Origin of the sequence: Streptacidiphilus rugosus AM-16 (genome assembly GCF_000744655.1) — a bacterium.
GTDB classification, from domain to species: Bacteria; Actinomycetota; Actinomycetes; order Streptomycetales; family Streptomycetaceae; genus Streptacidiphilus; species Streptacidiphilus rugosus.
Map to the genome: position 1 here is coordinate 5,480,334 of NZ_JQMJ01000004.1, position 17,809 is coordinate 5,498,142.

The 17,809-nt window shown below is 73.5% G+C and carries 16 protein-coding genes; 6 read left to right on the forward strand and 10 right to left on the reverse strand.

Annotated features, from left to right (window positions below):
- Nucleotides 1-16: 16 nt before the first annotated feature.
- Entirely contained in the window at nucleotides 17-1,078 is a 1,062-nt protein-coding gene (gene moaA / locus BS83_RS34080) for a GTP 3',8-cyclase MoaA (protein ID WP_408641055.1), read from the reverse strand.
- Nucleotides 1,079-1,230: 152 nt separating this feature from the next.
- On the opposite strand from moaA, the gene BS83_RS34085 reads away from it, so the two are divergent.
- Together BS83_RS34085 and BS83_RS34090 are read left to right on the forward strand one after the other, a co-directional pair.
- Complete coding sequence (locus BS83_RS34085; protein WP_198035368.1) at nucleotides 1,231-2,439, forward strand: CaiB/BaiF CoA transferase family protein; 1,209 nt, start codon at nucleotides 1,231-1,233, stop codon at nucleotides 2,437-2,439.
- Complete coding sequence (locus BS83_RS34090; RefSeq protein ID WP_037607243.1) at nucleotides 2,436-3,611, forward strand: acyl-CoA dehydrogenase family protein; 1,176 nt, start codon at nucleotides 2,436-2,438, stop codon at nucleotides 3,609-3,611. The genes BS83_RS34085 and BS83_RS34090 overlap by 4 nt, the downstream gene beginning before the upstream one ends.
- A gap of 610 nt (nucleotides 3,612-4,221) precedes the next feature.
- On the opposite strand, the gene BS83_RS34095 is transcribed toward BS83_RS34090, so the two are convergent.
- A complete protein-coding gene (locus BS83_RS34095; protein ID WP_037607244.1) occupies nucleotides 4,222-5,265 on the reverse strand; it encodes a zinc-dependent alcohol dehydrogenase family protein in 1,044 nt (347 codons plus the stop codon).
- Nucleotides 5,266-5,352: 87 nt separating this feature from the next.
- On the opposite strand from BS83_RS34095, the gene BS83_RS34100 reads away from it, so the two are divergent.
- Genes BS83_RS34100 through BS83_RS34115 form a run of 4 tightly spaced genes read left to right on the forward strand, consistent with a single transcriptional unit; the run spans nucleotide 5,353 to nucleotide 9,745 of the window.
- The gene (locus tag BS83_RS34100; RefSeq protein ID WP_037607245.1) at nucleotides 5,353-6,333 is read left to right on the forward strand and encodes a DEDDh family exonuclease; all 981 of its coding nucleotides are present in this window, start codon (nucleotides 5,353-5,355) and stop codon (nucleotides 6,331-6,333) included.
- A 23-nt stretch (nucleotides 6,334-6,356) separates the two neighbouring features.
- Nucleotides 6,357-7,145, forward strand: a complete 789-nt coding sequence (locus tag BS83_RS34105; RefSeq protein WP_051944521.1) for an SURF1 family cytochrome oxidase biogenesis protein — start codon at nucleotides 6,357-6,359, stop codon at nucleotides 7,143-7,145.
- A gap of 31 nt (nucleotides 7,146-7,176) precedes the next feature.
- A complete protein-coding gene (locus tag BS83_RS34110) occupies nucleotides 7,177-8,973 on the forward strand; it encodes a glycoside hydrolase family 15 protein (RefSeq protein ID WP_037607246.1) in 1,797 nt (598 codons plus the stop codon).
- A gap of 10 nt (nucleotides 8,974-8,983) precedes the next feature.
- Nucleotides 8,984-9,745 (forward strand): SDR family oxidoreductase, encoded by a 762-nt coding sequence (locus BS83_RS34115; protein WP_037607247.1) that lies wholly within the window; start codon nucleotides 8,984-8,986, stop codon nucleotides 9,743-9,745.
- Nucleotides 9,746-10,040: 295 nt separating this feature from the next.
- On the opposite strand, the gene BS83_RS34120 is transcribed toward BS83_RS34115, so the two are convergent.
- From BS83_RS34120 to BS83_RS34155, 8 genes are all read right to left on the reverse strand, one after another.
- The gene (locus BS83_RS34120) at nucleotides 10,041-10,835 is read right to left on the reverse strand and encodes an enoyl-CoA hydratase/isomerase family protein (protein ID WP_037607248.1); all 795 of its coding nucleotides are present in this window, start codon (nucleotides 10,833-10,835) and stop codon (nucleotides 10,041-10,043) included.
- A 162-nt stretch (nucleotides 10,836-10,997) separates the two neighbouring features.
- Nucleotides 10,998-11,231, reverse strand: a complete 234-nt coding sequence (locus BS83_RS34125) for a helix-turn-helix domain-containing protein (RefSeq protein ID WP_037607249.1) — start codon at nucleotides 11,229-11,231, stop codon at nucleotides 10,998-11,000.
- Between the two features lie 350 nt (nucleotides 11,232-11,581).
- A complete protein-coding gene (locus BS83_RS34130; RefSeq protein WP_037607250.1) occupies nucleotides 11,582-13,180 on the reverse strand; it encodes an ABC-F family ATP-binding cassette domain-containing protein in 1,599 nt (532 codons plus the stop codon).
- 92 nt (nucleotides 13,181-13,272) lie between these two features.
- Nucleotides 13,273-14,022 carry a PQQ-binding-like beta-propeller repeat protein gene (locus BS83_RS42500; RefSeq protein WP_051944522.1) on the reverse strand — a complete coding sequence of 250 codons (750 nt, stop codon included), beginning with the start codon at nucleotides 14,020-14,022 and terminating at the stop codon, nucleotides 13,273-13,275.
- A 263-nt stretch (nucleotides 14,023-14,285) separates the two neighbouring features.
- On the reverse strand, nucleotides 14,286-14,621 hold the full coding sequence (locus BS83_RS34140) for a YnfA family protein (protein WP_037607251.1): 336 nt from the start codon (nucleotides 14,619-14,621) through the stop codon (nucleotides 14,286-14,288).
- Between the two features lie 11 nt (nucleotides 14,622-14,632).
- On the reverse strand, nucleotides 14,633-15,829 hold the full coding sequence (locus BS83_RS34145) for a GNAT family N-acetyltransferase (protein WP_051944523.1): 1,197 nt from the start codon (nucleotides 15,827-15,829) through the stop codon (nucleotides 14,633-14,635).
- Nucleotides 15,826-16,557, reverse strand: a complete 732-nt coding sequence (locus BS83_RS34150; RefSeq protein WP_051944524.1) for a Wzz/FepE/Etk N-terminal domain-containing protein — start codon at nucleotides 16,555-16,557, stop codon at nucleotides 15,826-15,828. The genes BS83_RS34145 and BS83_RS34150 overlap by 4 nt, the downstream gene beginning before the upstream one ends.
- Nucleotides 16,547-17,809: a glycosyltransferase gene (locus BS83_RS34155; RefSeq protein WP_084715190.1), complete on the reverse strand. Its 1,263-nt coding sequence runs from the start codon at nucleotides 17,807-17,809 to the stop codon at nucleotides 16,547-16,549. The genes BS83_RS34150 and BS83_RS34155 overlap by 11 nt, the downstream gene beginning before the upstream one ends.

The window sequence follows — 17,809 nt, forward strand, 5'->3', positions numbered from 1 at the left end:
CTCCGCCGCGGGGCGGTCAGCCGCCGATCGCCGACATCGGGCGGTCGGGCTGGTGGAAGCCGGGCGCGTCGATCCCGGCCGGGGCGTCGACGCCCGCGCCGGCCTTCTTGCCCCACATCGCCTTGCGCCACAGCTCCGCGATCTCCGCGTCGGAGCCGCCGCCGCGCAGGGCGCCACGCAGGTCCGTCTCGCCGGTGGCGAAGAGGCAGTTGCGGACCTGGCCGTCGGCGGTGAGCCGGGTGCGGTCGCAGGCGCGGCAGAACGGGCGGGTGACACTGGCGATCACGCCGACCTTGGCCGGGCCGCCGTCGACCAGCCAGCGCTCGGCCGGGGCCGCACCGCGGCGGGCGTCGGGCTCGGGGGTCAGCGAGAAGCGGGCGGAGAGCCGGTCGAGGATCTCCTCCGCGGTGATCATCGAGGCGCGGTCCCAGCCGTGCTGGGCGTCGAGCGGCATCTGCTCGATGAAGCGGAGCTCGTAGCCGCGCTCCAGCGACCACTCCAGCAGGTCGGCCGCCTCGTGGTCGTTGACGCCGCGCATCAGCACCGCGTTCAGCTTGACCGGCAGCAGGCCCGCCGCGTCGGCCGCGGCGAGCCCGGCCTGCACGTCGGCGAGCCGGTCGCGGCGGGTGAGGGTGCGGAAGGTCTCCGGGTCGAGGGTGTCGACGGAGACGTTCACCCGGTCCAGGCCCGCGTCGCTCAGCGCGGCGGCCGTACGGGCCAGGCCGATGCCGTTGGTGGTCAGCGACAGCTCCGGGCGCGGCGCGAGCGCGGCGCAGGCGGCGACGATGCCCACGACGCCGGGGCGCAGCAGCGGCTCGCCGCCGGTGAACCTGACCTCACGCACCCCGAGGTCGGTGACCGCGATCCGCACCAGGCGGACGATCTCCTCGTCGGTGAGCAGCGTCTCCTTGCCCAGCCACTGCATGCCCTCCTCGGGCATGCAGTAGGTGCAGCGCAGATTGCACCGGTCGGTCAGCGAGACGCGCAGGTCGACGGCTCGCCGCCCGAAGGTGTCGAGCAGACCGTTCTCCGCCGCCGTCACACGTACCGCCTTCCCGCTGTGCCTGTCCTCACTCACCAGACTAGTGCCCCGCTCCGACAATCCGAGGAGACCGAGGTCCCGGGCCCGCCGTCGGCGCGGAGGGGCCGCCGCCATGGACACTGAGGAGTGTCCAGGTGGGCGATCTCACCACCGGGGCCACTTCCTCGTCCTGTTTGGATCTTGCAAGCATGGCTGACATGCCACCCACACCACCGCCCGCCGCAGCACCCCTGGACGGCGTGCTCGTGGCCGACTTCAGCCGCGTGCTGGCCGGTCCGCTGGCCGCGGCGACGCTCGCCGACCTCGGCGCGACCGTGGTCAAGGTCGAACGGCCGGGGGCCGGGGACGACACCCGCGCCTGGGGACCCCCCTTCGTCGAGGGGACCGCCGCCTACTTCGACGCCGCCAACCGCTCCAAGCAGGGCGTCACCCTGGACCTCGGCGACCCGGACGACGCCGCGCTCGCCAGGGAGCTCGCCGCCCGCGCCGACATCCTGATCGAGAACTTCAAGCCGGGCTCCCTCGGCCGCTACGGGCTGGACCACGGCACGGCCCTGGCCGCCAATCCCGGCCTGGTCTACTGCTCGATCACCGGCTTCGGCACCGGCAGCGCGCTGCCCGGCTACGACTTCGTGGTCCAGGCCGTGGGCGGCCTGATGAGCATCACCGGCGATCCCGACGGGGAGCCGCACAAGGTCGGCGTCGCCCTCGTCGACGTGCTCACCGCGAAGGACGCCGTGGCCGCGATCCTCGCCGCGCTGCGGCACCGCGACCGCACCGGCCAGGGCCAGCACGTCGAGGTCAACCTGCTCTCCAGCCTGCTCGGCTCGCTGGCCAACCAGGCCTCCGGCTACCTCGCGACCGGCCGCCCGCCGGGCCGGATGGGCAACCAGCACCCGAGCATCGCCCCCTACGAGACCCTGCACTGCGGCCCGGAGGGCACCGACCTGCTCGCCGTGGCCTGCGGCAACGACGGCCAGTTCGGCGCGCTGACCAAGACCCTCGGCGTCCCCGCCCTCGCCGAGGACCCCCGCTTCGCCACCAACGCCGCCCGGGTCCGCAACCGGCCCGCGCTGATCACCGCGCTGGAGACCGCGCTGGACAGCCGCTCCGCGGCGGAGTGGCAGACCCTGCTGACCGCGGCCGGCGTCCCCTGCGGCCAGGTCAACGACCTCGCGGGCGCGCTCGCGCTGGCCACCGGGCTCGGCCTCGACCCGGTGGCGGACGTCGGCGCGGGCCGGGTCCCGCAGGTTCGCAGCCCGCTCACACTCACCGCGACTCCGGTCCGCCCGCCCGTCGCGCCGCCGCGCCTGGGCGAGCACAATGACGCCGTGCGCGCCTGGCTTTCCCTGCCCCGCTCCACTCCCCTCCCACGCACCGACGAGGAATCTGCATGAGCCCCGCACTCGACCCCCGCGACCCCCTCGGCATCGACGACCTGCTCAGCCCCGAGGATCTCGCTGTCCGCGACACCGTCCGCGACTGGTGCGCGGACCGCGTCCTTCCGCACATCGCCGACTGGTACGAGGCCGGCGAGCTGCCGACCGTCCGCGAGCTGGCCCGCGAGCTCGGCTCGATCGGCGCGCTCGGCATGCACCTGGAGGGCTACGGCTGCGCGGGCGCGTCCGCGGTGCAGTACGGCCTGGCCTGCCTGGAGCTGGAGGCGGCCGACTCGGGCCTGCGCTCGCTGGTCTCGGTACAGGGCTCGCTGGCGATGTACGCGATCCACCGCTGGGGCTCGGAGGAGCAGAAGCAGACCTGGCTGCCGCGGATGGCCGCGGGCGAGGTCATCGGCTGCTTCGGCCTGACCGAGCCTGACCACGGCTCGGACCCGGCGTCGATGCGGACCACCGCGAAGCGGGACGGCTCCGACTGGGTGCTGAACGGCCGCAAGATGTGGATCACCAACGGCTCGGTGGCCGGCGTCGCGGTGGTCTGGGCGCAGACGGAGGACGGCATCCGGGGCTTCGTCGTCCCGACGGACACGCCGGGCTTCTCCGCCCCGGAGATCAAGCACAAGGGCTCGCTGCGGGCCTCGGTCACCTCGGAGCTGGTCCTGGACGAGGTCCGGCTTCCCGCCGACGCGGTCTTCCCCGAGGCCCGCGGCCTGGGCGGCCCGCTGTCCTGCCTGAACCAGGCCCGCTACGGCATCGTCTGGGGCGCGCTGGGCGCTGCGCGCAGCTGCCTGGAGACGGCGCGGGAGTACAGCATCACCCGCGAGCAGTTCGGCCGCCCCCTGGGCGGGTTCCAACTCACCCAGGCGAAGCTCGCCGACATGTCGCTGGAGCTCAACAAGGGCCTGCTGCTGGCCTGGCACCTGGGCAACCGGATGGACGCGGGGACGCTCCGTCCCGAGCAGGTCAGCTACGGCAAGCTCAACAACGTCCGCGAAGCGATCGAGATCGCGCGGACCTCGCGGACGATCCTGGGGGCGAACGGGATCAGCTTCGAGTACCCGATCATGCGTCACGCCAACAACCTGGAATCGGTGTTGACGTACGAGGGCACGGTCGAGATGCACCAACTCGTCATCGGCAAGGCCCTCACCGGGCAGGACGCCTTCCGCTAGTCGCCCCCGGCGCGGGGTTTCCGCAGGCGGGCAACCCGGCAGTGCCTCGGGGGCGCGGGGTCTCTGCAGGCGAGCAACCCGGCAGTGCCTCAGGGGCGCGGGGAACTGCGCGGGCAATCACCGTGTGCGGATGGCCCTGTTCAGAGAGGACCATCCGCTCATCGGTGGCTTGTCGCGCAGTTCCTCGCGCCCCTGGGAGAGTGCACCTCACCTCTGCTCCGAGGTGTCGCGCCCACGCGCCGGAGGCGCAAATCAGCAGAGCCTCGCGCCCCTGGGAGAGTGCACCTCACCCTCTGCTCCGAGGTGTCGCGCCCACGCGCCGGAGGCGCAAATCAGCAGAGCCTCGCGCCCCTGGGAGAGTGCACCTCACCCTCTGCTCCGAGGTGTCGCGCCCACGCGCCGGAGGCGCAAATCAGCAGAGCCTCGCGCCCCTGGGAGAGTGCACCTCACCCTCTGCTCCGAGGTGTCGCGCCCACGCGCCGGAGGCGCAAATCAGCAGAGCCTCGCGCCCCTGGGAGAGTGCACCTCACCCTCTGCTCCGAGGTGTCGCGCCCACGCGCCGGAGGCGCGCAGTTCCTCGCGCCCCCAGATGGTGCAACTGCTCCTGCGACTAGAACTTGATCTTGACCTTGAGGGCGGTGCGGTCGTCCATCGACTTGTAGCCGGCCGGGACGCCGTCGAGGGCGACCTCGGCGTCGAAGACCGGGGAGGGGTCGATGGTGCCGTTGAGGACGTCCGCGAGGAGCGCGGGGATGTAGGCGCGGGCCGGGGCGACGCCGCCGCGGAGGGCGACGTTGCGGTTGAACATCTGGCCGATGTCGACGCCCGCGCTGCCGCCGTGGGGGACGCCCACGTAGCCGACCGCGCCGCCGTCGCGCGCGACGGAGAGCGCCGTGCGCATGGACTGCTCCGTGCCGACGGCCTCCAGGACCGCGTGCGCGCCCACGCCGCCGGTCAGCTCGCGGACCGCCTCCACCGCCTCGTCGCCGCGCTGCGCCACCACGTCCGTCGCACCGAAGGTGCGGGCGATGGCCGTGCGGGCCTCGTGCCGGCCGAGGGCGATGATGCGCTCCGCGCCGAGCCGCTTCGCGGCGAGCACGCCGCACAGGCCGACCGCGCCGTCGCCGACCACGGCGACCGTCGCGCCAGGGCGCACGCCCGCCGCGACCGCGGCGTGGTGGCCGGTGGACATGACGTCGGAGAGCGCGAGGAGCGCGGTCAGCAGGCGCTGATCCGACGCCGCGTCAGCGGGGAGCTTGACCAGGGTGCCGTCGGCGAAGGGGACCCTGACCGCCTCGCCCTGGCCGCCGTCGGAGCCGGGCTCGCCCCAGAAGCCGCCGTGCGGGCAGGAGGTCTGCAGGCCCTCGGCGCAGAACTCGCAGACGCCGTCCGACCAGACGAAGGGCGCGACCACCAGGTCGCCCGGCTTCACGTCGCGGACGTCAGCACCGACCGCCTCGACCACGCCCAGGAACTCGTGCCCGATCCGCTGCCCGGGCTCGCGCGCGGCGACGCCGCGATAGGCCCACAGGTCGCTGCCGCAGATGCAGGCGAGGACGGTGCGGACCACGGCGTCGGTGGACTTGCGGACGACCGGGTCTGGAACCTCCTCGACGCGGATGTCGTTCGGACCGTGGATCACTGTGGCGCGCATGGATGTCTCTCTCTGTCAGGCGCCCCCGGGTGTCGGGCGCCTCTCGCGGTCAGGCACTGTCAGCCTCTCACCGTATTGTGGTCCACCGTGCTTCCTGGGACTGACATCGACGACTGGCCACGCGAGTACCCGGACGCCGGCTGGGCCGTCGTCGACGTGGAGACCACCGGGCTCGGGCGCAGCGACCGGGTGATCTCGGTGGGCGTCTACCGGCTCGACCCCCGGGGCGCCGTCCAGGACCACTGGTACACGACCGTCAATCCCGAGCGGGACCCCGGTCCGACCTGGATCCACGGGCTCACCAGCGAGGTGCTGGAGGGGTCGCCCACCTTCCCCGAGATCGCCGGGGAGCTGACCCGGCGTCTGGACGGCAGGGTGCTGGTCGCGCACAACGCGCTCTTCGACTGGTCGATGATCTCCCGCGAGTACGCCCGGATGGAGGACCGGGCCCCGATCGAGCAGCGGCTGTGCACCATCGTGCTCTCCCGCGATCTGGGCCTGCCGCTCCCCAACCACAAGCTCGGCACCCTCGCCGCGCACTTCGGCGTCGAGACCCGGCAGGCGCACCACGCCCTCGACGACGCCCGGGTGCTGGCGGAGATCTTCCGGCCCAGTCTGCACCTGGCAGCGGAGGCGGGCCTGCGGCTGCCGCTGGTCACCTGCGTGCCGATAAGCGACCTCGGGACGGAGAGCCACGCCGTGATCCCGTCGCAGACCACCCGGCGCGCCGGGAGCTGGGGCGGCTACCGCCCGGCCAGGAAGCGGCCCGCCTGCCCGTACCCGAACCCGGGTCGGTGGGAGCCGGAAGGCCCGCTGGTCCAGGGGATGCGGGTGGCGATCACCGGGGACACCGCCACCGAGCGCGAGGTGCTGGAGGACCGGCTCACCGAAGCCGGCCTGCACGTGGCGAGCTCGGTCAGCAGCAGGACCAGCCTGCTGGTCACCAACGATCCGGCCGGCTGGTCGTCCAAGGCGCGCAAGGCCCGCGAGGTCGGCACGCCGGTCGTGGACGAGGCCGCGTTCCTGCAGCTGCTGCAGCGGGTGGCACCCCCGGGCGGGGAGCGCTGAGACGGCGGAGGTACCGTCATGGGGTGTTCCGCATCCTGCTCACCCGGCGCTGGCTGGTACTGACCCTGGTCTTCCTCGCCCTGATCCCCGCCATGATCTGGCTGGGCTCCTGGCAGTACCACCGCTACCAGCAGACCAACGCGGGCAACGCGGTCACCGACGCCAACCTGCGGGCCGGGGCCGTCGCCATGGAGACGCTGTCGCGGCCCGGCGGGTCGGTCCCGCAGGGCGAGACCTACCGGACGGTGACGGCCAGCGGCCACTTCGATCCGGCGCACGAGTTCGTGGTCCGGCACCGCACCGACGCCTCCGGCGACAACATCGGCTTCTACCTGGTGACCCCGCTGATCACGGACAGCGGCAAGGCGGTGCTGGTCAACCGGGGCTGGATCTCCCCCGGCAACACCAGCGGCACCGCCTTCCCCGCCGTGCCCAGCACACCCACCGGTGAGATCACCGTCACGGGGCGGCTCCGTCCCGACGAGACCACCGCCCTGACCGGCATCCGCAACCCCGGCGGCATGCCCGACCGGCAGTTCATGCTGATCAACAGTCAGGAGCAGGCCAAGCGGCTGACCGAGCCGGTCCTGGCCGGCTACCTGGAGCTGACCGGCTCCTCCCCCGCGCTGCCCGCCGCAGCCCAGGCCGAACCGGTGCCGAACCCGAACGACAGCTCCAACGGCGGCATGGCCGTGGTCGGCAAGGGCGTGCACCTGCCCTACGCGATCCAGTGGTGGCTCTTCGCCGCGCTGATCCCGGTCGCCTGGTGGTTCCTGTTCCGACGCGAAGCGAAGCAGGCCCGAAAGGCCTGATTTCGTTCGGCGGTGCGGGCAGGATGGCCCCATGCCCGGACGCATCGAGGACTACGCCCTCATCGGAGACCTGCAGACCGCCGCTCTGGTGGGCAGGGACGGTTCGATCGACTGGCTCTGCCTGCCCCGCTTCGACTCGGCCAGCTGCTTCGCCGCACTGCTCGGCGGCGAGGAGCACGGCCACTGGCGGATCGCCCCCGCCTCAGACGGTCAGGCCCCGCGCCGCTCCTACGTCGGCGACAGCCTGGTGCTGCAGACGGAGTGGACCACCTCGACGGGGACCGTCCGCGTGATCGACTTCATGCCGCAGCGCGATCGCACCCCGGACGTGATGCGGATCGTGGAGGGCGTCAGCGGCCACGTGAAGATGACCGGCGAACTGCGGCTGCGCTTCGACTACGCCCGGATCATCCCGTGGATGCGCCGCACCGACCACCACCGCGTCGCGGTCGCCGGGCCCGACGCCGTGTGGTTGCGCTGCGGCGAGGGGGTGCGCACCTTCGGGCGGGACTTCGCGACGGTCTCGGAGTTCACCGTCCACGCCGGCGACCGGGTGCCCTTCGTGCTGAGCTGGGCCCCCTCGCACCACAAGCAGCCGCCGCGCCAGGACGCCGAGGCGGCGCTCAAGGCGACGCTGGCCGACTGGGAGGCCTGGTCCGCGCGCTGCTCGACCCAGATGGCCGACCGGGACCGGGCCGCCGTACGACGCTCGCTGATCACCCTCAAGGCGCTGACCTACCAGCCGACCGGTGGCATCGTCGCGGCCGCGACGGCGGGCCTGCCCGAGCAGATCGGCGGCGCACGGAACTGGGACTACCGCTTCTGCTGGCTGCGCGACTCGACGATGACGCTCTCGGCGCTGCTGGGCGCGGGCTACCGTGCGGAGGCCGAGGCCTGGCACGGCTGGCTGCTGCGGGCGATCGCCGGGGACCCGGCCGACCTGCAGACCATGTACGCGGTCGGCGGCGAACGGCGGCTGCCGGAGACGGTCGCCGACTGGCTGCCGGGCTACGAGGCCTCGCGGCCGGTCCGCTTCGGCAACGCCGCGGTGGACCAGCTCCAGCTGGACGTCTACGGCGAGGTCCTGGACACCCTCTACCTCGCCCACCAGCACGGCATCCGGATAGAGCGCCACGTCTGGGGTCTGCTGCGCAAGTTCCTCGAGTACCTGGAGGAGCACTGGTCCGACCCGGACGAGGGCCTGTGGGAGGTGCGCGGCCCGCGCCGGCACTTCGTCCACTCGAAGATCATGTGCTGGGTCGCCTTCGACCGTGCGGTCAAGCTCGCGGACGACACCGGGATGCCCGGCCCCACGGAGCGCTGGCGCGAACTGCGGGACCTGATCCACGCCGACGTCTGCGCCCGCGGCGTGGACCCGAGGACCGGCGTCTTCACCCAGTACTACGGCGGAGCCGCGCTGGACGCCTCGGCGCTGTTCGTGGTGAAGACCGGCTTCCTGCCGCCGGAGGACGTGCGGGTCGTGGCCACCGTCGAGGCGATCCAGCGCGAGCTGGACCACAACGGCTTCGTGCGCCGCTACTCCACACCGGACGCGGCGGACGCCACCGACGCGGTCGACGGCCTGGCCGGCACCGAGGGCGCGTTCCTGGCCTGCTCGTACTGGCTGGCCGACGCGCTGCTCGCGATCGGAAGGAGCGAGGAGGCGCGGGCCCTCTTCGACCGGGTCTCCGCCCTGGCGAACGACCTCGGCCTGATCTCGGAGGAGTGGGATCCGCACAGCGGCCGCCAGCTCGGCAACACCCCCCAGGCGTTCACCCACGTCGCCCTGGTGAACACCGCGTTCCAGCTCGCACGAGCAGAAGGCTGAGGCCGAACCGATGGATCTGGGACTGGACGGCCGCGTCTACGTCGTCACCGCCGCCACCCGCGGCCTGGGCCTCGCCGCGGCGAAGGAGCTGGTCTCCGACGGGGCGCGGGTGGTGGTCACCGGCCGCGCGAAGGAGTCGGTGGCCGAGGCCGTGGACGCGCTGGGCGGCCCGGAGCGCGCGGAGGGCGTGGTCGCCGACAACGCCGCGCCGGACACGGCCGCGCGACTGGTCGGCGCCGCGCTGGAGCGCTTCGGCCGTCTGGACGGCGTCCTGATCAGTGTCGGCGGCCCGGCCGCCGGCACCGCGCTGGGCACGCCGGAGTCGGCGTGGCGGGAGGCGTTCGAGTCGGTCTTCCTCGGCGCGCTGCGGATCGCCCGCGCGGCGGCGGACGTGCTGGGGGAGGGCGGTGCGATCGGCTTCGTGCTGTCGGGCTCCGCGCGCGAGCCGATCGCCGGTCTGGCGGTCTCGAACGGCCTGCGGCCCGGGCTGGCGATGGCGGCCAAGACGCTGGCGAACGAGCTGGGCCCGGAGGGCATCCGGGTCTTCGGCCTGCTGCCGGCCAGGATCGAGACGGAACGTGTCCGCCACCTGGACTCCCTGGCAAAGGACCCGGACGCGGCGCGGGCCGCCGCGGAGGCGGCGATCCCGCTGCGCCGCTACGGCCTGGCGGAGGAGTTCGGCAGGGTCGCGGCGTTCCTGCTGTCGCCCGCGGCGTCGTACCTCACCGGCGTGATGATCCCGGTGGACGGCGGCGCGCTGCACGGCCTGTAGGCCGGACCTCCGGGAGCCGCATGCATTTTTTCGTCTAACCGGTCAGGGCGCAGAACCGGATAGACGAAGAAATGCATGCCCTCCCGGACAGCGAGCGGGTTCGGTGTGGAGATCGCGGCTCGGAGGCTGTCGACAGGGGCCGAGGCGTGATTCTGCGCGGAGCCGCAGCGGATGAGCCGCGGAAAAGCCCTGCATGGAGAGCGTGAGGCGGGGCGGCCTGCGGGCGGCCGGTCCGGGTCGGCCGAACCGACGCCCGGACCGGACCGCGCCGGCAGCGCACCGGAGTTCGGCGCGGCTACTCCCCGACGCCCGCGAGGTCCTTCAGGCGGCGCAGCTGGGCCGCGCGCTCGGTGGCGCGCTGCTCCTCGAGGGTGCGTGCGGACGCGCCCTGGAGCAGGGCCTTCGTTTCGATCAGGGCGTTGCGCGGCGACGCCAGCAGGGCGGCGGCCAGGTCGGATGCGGCCGCGTCGAGCTCCGCGGCGGGGACGACCAGGTTGGCCAGGCCGAGGCGGGCGGACTCCTCCGCGCCGACCCAGCGGCCGGTGCCGCAGATCTCCAGGGCGCGGGCCGGGCCGACCAGGTCGACCAGCGGCTTGGTGCCGGTCAGGTCGGGGACCAGGCCCAGCGCGGTCTCCTTCATCGCGAACTGGACGTCCTCGGCCACGACCCGCAGGTCACAGGCCAGCGCCAGCTGGAACCCGGCGCCGACGGCGTGGCCCTGGACAGCGGCGATGCTGACCAGGTCGGGGCGGCGCCACCAGAGGAAGCCCTCCTGGTACTCGGCGATGACCTCGTCCGCGTCCTCGCTCTTGGCCAGGTCGACGAAGGAACGCTCGCCGGGGATGCCCTCCAGGGTGAACGCCTGCCGGTTCAGGCCGGCGGAGAAGGAGACGCCGTCGGCGCGCAGCAGCACGACCCTGACCGCGCCAGGCAGCTCACGGCCGATCGCCGCGAGGGCGCGCCACATCGCGGGCGACTGCGCGTTGCGCCGCTCGGGGCGGCAGAGCGTCACCGTGGCGAGCTCGCCCGCCACCTCCAGGCTGACTCCGGCCTCGGCCCATTCGGCGGCGTTGTCGGCATTGGCAGTCACAGGTACCTCCGGCGATCGCAGAACTTAGCTACCGAAGAGTAACCTCACCGCACCGCCAGGGCCAGACACGGGCCGGAGCGGGGCCGGACGTGCCCGGACGCGACGAACGACGGTCGGGGGGAGGTGACCCGGACCGCCGTGTCGTCAAGAGCAGGTGGTGTGTCAGGAACCGGTTGCGGCGACGGCCTTGGCCTTGCCGCGAGTGGCTCCGCCACGGCCGCGCAGGGAAACTCCGGACTCGCTGAGCATGCGGTGAACGAAGCCGTAGGAACGACCCGTCTCCTCCGCCAGCGCGCGGATACTCGCACCGGAGTCGTACTTCTTCTTGAGCTCGGTCGCGAGCTTCTCCCGTGCGGCACCAGTCACCCGGCTGCCCTTTTTCAGAGTCTCGGCCACCCGTGCCTCCTCGTAGCAGTGCTCTGTCGGAATCCCATGATCACCCATGGGGGGCTCCATGGCCACCCATTCGACAAGGTCGATACCGGGAATCCCGGGATGAAGTGGTGCTGCCGCGCACACGGGGAGCGTGCGCCACCTGGCCGCACGCCCCCGGCAAGGGACTGCCGTTCTCGCGAAAATGCTGATCAGCAGCGGTAATTGAGCAATGCGACGGAATCCGGAATCCGGAGAATCCAGCCGGTCACCAGGGCAGGACGAAGCGCCACGCGATATGAACTCTTCTGGTCCAGATGCATGATCCCCCGCCTAGTCCAACAGTTCCGACGACGGGCTTTGCTACTGATATTTCACGCCAGCGTCACGAGATCCGCGTATCCCTCGTTCCACAGGTCCTCGACGCCGTCCGGAAGCAGAATGATCCGCTCGGGCTGGAGGGCCGTGACGGCCCCCTCGTCGTGGGTGACCAGGACCACCGCACCGGCGAAGGACCGCAGCGCGCCGAGGATCTCCTCGCGGCTGGCCGGGTCGAGGTTGTTGGTCGGCTCGTCCAGCAGCAGCACGTTCGCGCTGGAGACGACCAGGGTGGCCAGCGCCAGCCGGGTCTTCTCGCCGCCGGAGAGGACCCCGGCGGGCTTGTCGACGTCGTCGCCGGTGAAGAGGAAGGATCCGAGGATCTTGCGGACCTCCACCAGGTCCATGTCCGGCGCGGCCGAGCGCATGTTCTCCAGGATCGTCCGGTCCGCGTCCAGGGTCTCGTGCTCCTGGGCGTAGTAGCCGATCTTCAGCCCGTGGCCGGGGACGACCGAGCCGGTGTCCGGCTCCTCGACGCCCGCCAGCATCCGCAGCAGCGTGGTCTTGCCCGCGCCGTTGAGGCCCAGCACGACGACGCGCGAGCCCTTGTCGATGGCCAGGTCGACGTCGGTGAAGATCTCCAGCGAGCCGTAGGACTTCGACAGGCCCTCCGCCGTCAGGGGGGTCTTGCCGCAGGGGGCCGGCTCGGGGAAGCGCAGCCGGGCGACGCGGTCGTTCTGGCGGACCGCCTCCAGGCCGGAGAGCAGCTTCTCTGCGCGGCGGGCCATGTTCTGCGCGGCCACGGTCTTGGTCGCCTTGGCACGCATCTTGTCGGCCTGGGCGTTGAGCTGCGAGGCCTTCTTCTCGGCGTTCGCGCGCTCGCGCTTGCGGCGCTTCTCGTCGGCCTCGCGCTGCTGGAGGTAGAGCCGCCAGCCCATGTTGTAGACGTCGATGCAGGTGCGGTTGGCGTCCAGGTAGAAGACCTTGTTGACGACCTCGTCGACCAGGTTGATGTCGTGCGAGATGACGATGAAGCCGCCCTTGTAAGACTTCAGGTAGTCGCGCAGCCACAGGATCGAGTCGGCGTCGAGGTGGTTGGTCGGCTCGTCCAGCAGCAGCGTGTCCGAGTCGGAGAAGAGAATGCGGGCGAGCTCGACACGGCGGCGCTGACCGCCGGAGAGGGTGTGCAGCGGCTGCCCGAGGACCCGGTCCGGCAGGCCCAGGCTGGCGGCGATCGTCGCGGCCTCGGCCTCGGCGGCGTAGCCGCCCTTGGTGAGGAAGGTGGTCTCCAGGTTGGAGTACTTCTTCATGGCCTGCTCGCGGGTCGCCCCCTTGCCGTTGGCCATCTTCTCCTCGTTGATGCGCATCTTGCGCAGCACCTCGTCGAGGCCACGGGCGGAGAGGATGCGATCCCTGGCGAGCACGTCGAGGTCGCCGGTGCGCGGGTCCTGCGGGAGGTAGCCGATCTCGCCGCTGCGGGTGACCGTGCCGCCGGCCGGCTGGCCCTCGCCCGCGAGGACCTTGGTGAGCGTCGTCTTGCCCGCGCCGTTGCGGCCGACCAGGCCGATGCGGTCCCCGGCGGCGACGCGGAAGCTCGCCGACTCGATCAGGATGCGCGCGCCCGCGCGCAGTTCGATGTCATTGGCGGCGATCATGGCGAAGCTACTCCCGGAACGGTACGTGCCGTACGTGCTGGATGCCGACACGACCGACCGGAGGGGGGCCATGCTGCAGGATTCAAGCAATTCTAACGGGCCGTGCAAACGCGTTCTGCGACGGAATGCCCGGTGGCCGGATCCAGGGGGTCCGGCTCGCGCGCGGGCACGGCCAGCAGGCCGACCCCGTCCCCCGCCGCGGCCAGCCGGAGCGCCGTCCCCGGGCGCTGCCAGCGGCGGCCGTCGGGACTGAAACCCTCCAACCGGTCGCCGTCGCCGTCGGCGCAGACGCGCTGGACCACCACCCAGCCGCCGAGGTGCACCGGCGCGTCGAGACCGGACGCGGCGTAGGAGCAGCCGGGCGGCGGCAGCGTCGAGGTGCGGATGGTGCCGTCGCCCGTGTTGTAGGTCATCACCAGCTCGGAGGTCATCACCAGGAACGTTTCTCCCGCGCCCAGCGGCACCAGCAGCAGCGGCGTCCTGGCTTGCACCCCCGGCAGGAACCGGTGCCAGCGGACGGCCGCCGGCTCCGGCAGCATCCCGGTCAGCATGCCGTCGTCCCAGACCGCGACGGTGGTGCCGGCCACCGGCACCAGCCGGCGCGGCAGGACGCCGGCCCTGCGGTAGCTCCACGCGGCCAGCCCGCTGCGCCGGTCGTACGCCTGCACCTCGCCCCCGGGCCCGGTCCGCAGCGCGTCCGCGGCGACGGCCCGCGCCCGCGGGTCGGACGACGCCGCGACGGTGTCACCGAACGGCGCCGGCCGATGCTCCCTCGCTGCCGCGCCCAGCAGCGCAAGCCCCACGACCAGCAGGGCCGACAGGGCTTTGACGGCGGAACGCATGCACGTCACCGTAAGCGCTGGGGCCACTCACAGCGTGACAGCACGACCACGGCGCGTGTCCGTGTCGCACGCTGCCCGGCCCCGGCGGCCGAGCGCCCCCCGCGATCCGGAACACAGGGCTGCTCGGCGCCCGGACGGGCGGGACGACGAGGTGGGAGGGCGCCGTCCGCCCGGCGCGGAGCCAGGGGCGCGGAGGCCGCGTCGCGGCCCGTCCCGCGGCAGGTGGGTCGCTCGGGGGCCTGCGGATCCGTCCCGGCCGGGGGCTACCGCCCGCGGGGGGCGTACATGATGAGGCCGACGCCGACGAGGCAGACCAGGGCGCCGATGACGTCGAAGCGGTCGGGGCGGTAGTGGTCGAAGACCATGCCCCAGGCCAGGGAGCCGGCCACGAAGACGCCGCCGTAGGCGGCCAGGATGCGGCCGAAGTGGGAGTCGGGCTGGAGGGTGGCGACGAAGCCGTACGCGCCGAGGGCGATGACCCCCGCGCCGATCCAGGCCCAGCCGCGGTGCTCACGCACGCCCTGCCACACCAGCCACGCCCCGCCGATCTCCAGGACGGCGGCGAGCAGGAACAGCGGGACAGAGCGTGCGATCGTCATGAGGCAGCAGCCTAGGCAGTCCGCGACCCGGAATCCGCACCGGACGCGGCCCGGCCCTGGGCCAGGACGCGGAGCCTGGAGCGCACCGACCTGAGCCACGGCAGGCGGGTCCGGGCGAAGGCCTTGGCGCGGGCCGTGGCCCGCGCGGCCGCCGCCACCGGGACCACCGCCGTCGTCGAGCCGAGCAGCAGCCGCTCGTTGCGCGTCGGGTCCGGGCGCCAGCGCTGCTTGTACGGCTCGTCGCCGCGCAGCAGGCTCAGCTCCGCGCAGCCGGTGCGGACGGCCTGGGCGAGCGACTCGCCGAACAGCATCCCGGCGATGTCGACCCGCTCCCGTGCCTCGGGGTGCACGCCGTAGACGTAGAGCGCGGCCATGGCGTGGCTCTGCAGCATCAGGTCGCAGGCGATCAGCCGTCCGTCGAGCCGGTACTCCCGCAGCGTGGCCCGCCCGCTCGCGGCCATGCCGGTGGCCGCCGCGCGCAGGTGCCTGGCGAAGCGTTCGCGCATGTGCTCGGGCGTCGCGCCGCGCTCGCGCCACTGCAGGGCGTGCAGCGCGAGCATCCGGTCGACGGCCTCGGGCGCCTCCCACGGCGGCACGCTGCGCACCTCGACGCCCGCCGCGGCGAGCTTGCGGAGCTTCACCTTGGTGCGCTGCGCGGTCCGGCCCGGCAGTCGCGTCAGCAGCTCCTCCATCGGGACCCCGGGCAGGTGCTGGACCAGCGACGCGGGCAGCTGCCGCCGCGCGCGCGGCCAGTGCGGGGCCAGCCGGTGGACCGCCGCGTCCGCGCGGACCTCGCCGAGGTCGAGCCGGGAGAAGGGCGCACGCAGCTCCTCGGCCAGCGCGGCGGCGAGCGCGGCGGCGGCCTCGTCCAGGTGGTCGGCGTCGAGCAGCACGTCGTGGAAGTCGGTCAGCTCCGCGCCGAGCGGGCGCAGGGCCACGCCGTCCCGGTACAGCGGGGCGAGCGCGATCAGCCTCCCGTCCCGACGGACCGTCACCAGCCGCAGCCGGCCCGGCCGCCCGTAGCTGTGCCACCAGGAGGAGAGCCAGGCGTGGCACTGGAAGGGCGTCGCCCCCGGGCTGTGCTCCTGGAGCTCGTCCCACTCCTCCGCGAGGACGTCCAGGGCACGCTCGTCGCGCAGCACCACCGTCTCCACGGCCGGGGGCGCCCCGGCCGCGCCGGACGCCTCGGACCGGACGACCGTGGTCATGCGCCCGCCCCGGCCTTCTCGCGCTGCTGCTCGGGCAGGGGCGCACCGTCGGCGCGCTCGCGGCCGGCCGGCTCCTCGCGCTCGCGCGCGGTGCGACCGGTGCCGCCGGCGCCCGGCCGGGCCAGCAGGGCGAGGCTGCCGAGCAGCACGCCCGCCGCTCCGCCGACGGCGACGTCGAGGCTGCGGGAGGGGGTGGACGCCGTGGCCGGCGCGGCGGCCTGGGCGAAGGCCATCATCCGCACATGCGTCTGCTTCGTCGTCGCGTTGCCGAAGGCGACCAGCGAGCGGGCCACCGCGTTGGCCTCCCTCGCCGCCGCCCCGGCGCCGGTCGCGGTTCCGGTGATCTGGATCATCGGCGCGTCCGGCGAGGTCTGCGCCTGGACCTGCGCGGTCAGCTCCCTGACCGGGACGCCGGTCTCGGCCGCCGCGGCGGCCAGGATCTCCGGCTGCGCCACGACCCGGCCGTACGCCTGGGCGAAGCTGACCGCGGTCGCGCTGTCCGCGCCCTGGTCGGCCACCACCATCACGTAGGCGTCCGCCTGGTACTGCGGCGTGGCCACGAGGGCGTAGCCGCCGCCCGCCACGGCGCCCGCGGGCACCGCCACCAGCAGCGGCCACCACTTGCGCAGGGCCGCCCGCAGGACGGTGCTGCGCCGTTCCGCCGACGCGGACGAGGGGGCCGCGGGTGCTGCGTGTGCGGGCGCGCTCTGCTTCTCGCTATCGGGCACGGGTCATCTCCTTCGGGTGTGCCGCGCGTTGACGTCGGGACAGTTCGGTCACGACGGGCGGTGACGGCTGGGTCAGTTCCGCGTAGATCGAGGCGACGCGCGGGGCGATCCTGGCGATGTCGTAACGGGCCGGGAAGGGCAGCGGGTCGGCGGGGAGGCTGTCGTCGCCGGCCGCCAGCGCGGCCAGGGCGGCGGCGTAGGCCTCGGGCTCCGGCGCGGTCCTGGCGGTGCCGCGCCGGGCCAGGGCCCGCAGCTCCCTCGTCGGAAGCTCCGCCAGGGCCGGTCCGGACGACCAGAGCACCGGCAGTCCTGAGGCCAGGCCCTCGATCAGGGCCAGTCCGAAGGTCTCCCCGGCCGACGGGGCGGCCAGCACGTCCATCGCGCCCAGCAGGGCGGGGACGTCCTCCCTCTCCCCGGTGAAGTGCACGCGCTCCGACACGCCGCGCTCGCGCGCCCGCGCCTCCAGCGCCGCCCGCTCGGGTCCTGCGCCGACGATCAGCAGGTGGGGCGGGCCCCCCGGGACGGCCGGAGTGGCGAGCGGCGGCAGGGCGAGGGCGTCGACGAGGACGTCGAACCGCTTGCCGGGCACCAGGCGGCCGACCGCGCCGACCACGAAGGCGTCCTCGGGCAGCCCGGCCAGGCCCAACTCCCTCCGCGGCCGGGTGGGCGCCCGGTAGGCGGCGGGCTCGATGCCGTTGGGCACCACCCTGATCCGCTCGGCGGGCACGCCCCAGCCGCGCAGCTGGGCGGCGACCGCCTCGGAGACGGCGATCGTCGCCCGGCCGAGCCGCTCGGTGGCCAGGTAGAGCCGCCGCACGCCCGGCCCGGTGCGCCGGCCCTCCAGCACGCCGGGCTGGAGCGAGTGCTCGGTCGCGACCACGGCCCGCACCCCGGCGAGCCTGGCCGCGATCCTGCCGTAGACGCAGGCCCGGTAGAGGTGACAGTGCACCAGGTCGTAGCGCCCGGCGCGGATCAGCCTGACCAGCCGCGGCAGCGCGGCCAGGTCCCTGTTGCCGCGCATGCCGAGCTCGTGCACCCGCACGCCGTCCGCCCGCAGCCCCTCGGCCACCGCGCCCGCCTCGCACAGCGCGACGACCTCGCACTCCACCGAGGTGGGCAGATGCCGCAGCAGCAGCCGCAGTTGCTGTTCGGCGCCACCCGCGTGCAGACCGGTGACGACGTGCAGCACCCGGAGCCGGGTCTGCCGCGACCCGGTGGCCCGGACCGGCGGCTCGGACCCGCCGGGCGGCAC